2 protein-coding genes are annotated in these 524 nt (G+C 46.4%); both read left to right on the top strand.

The genetic code is table 11. The annotated features are described in order from the left end of the window. The coding region (locus HHA41_RS13050; RefSeq protein WP_171525318.1) for a transposase at positions 1 to 331 on the top strand (331 nt) is incomplete at its 5' end. Beyond that, positions 328 to 524: IS66 family insertion sequence element accessory protein TnpB (tnpB, locus tag HHA41_RS13055; protein WP_168461969.1), on the top strand; the 197-nt coding region annotated here is incomplete at its 3' end. The genes HHA41_RS13050 and tnpB, both read left to right, overlap by 4 nt.

A 524-nucleotide genomic window follows, 5' to 3' on the forward strand; every position in this document is an offset into this window, starting at 1 on the left:
ATACAGCAAAGAATTCAAACTCAGTATTGTCAATGCCTGCAAAAATCCTAATACCTCGATCGCTTCGGTCGCACTGCAACATAGTATTAATGCCAACCTTGTCAGTCGTTGGATCAGGATCTTCAGCCATCATGAGGGTGCCGTGCAGGATCCTACTCATGTGAATCCAGCATTTATTGCTTTGCCTTACACTGCTGCAATCAGCCAACCTATTGATGAGAGGATCACGTTGTGTATCACCGTGCCTCATACGAATAATGATATTCAGCTAAAATGGCAGACATCAGAAATACCTGCCTTGGCAGAATTACTCAAGGCACTTGCAACATGATCCGCATTGATGAAATCTGGTTGTCTACTCAGCCCATGGACATGCGTGCAGGTATGGATACGACCATGGCTCAGGTGGTGAGAGCCTTTGGCTACATCAAACCGCATTGTGCTTACCTGTTCTGTAATAAACGTGGTCATCGTATGAAAGTGTTGGTACATGATGGACTGGGCATCTGGCTGTGTGCCCGGCG

The organism is Acinetobacter sp. A1, assembly GCF_012371315.1.
Classification (GTDB): domain Bacteria; phylum Pseudomonadota; class Gammaproteobacteria; order Pseudomonadales; family Moraxellaceae; genus Acinetobacter.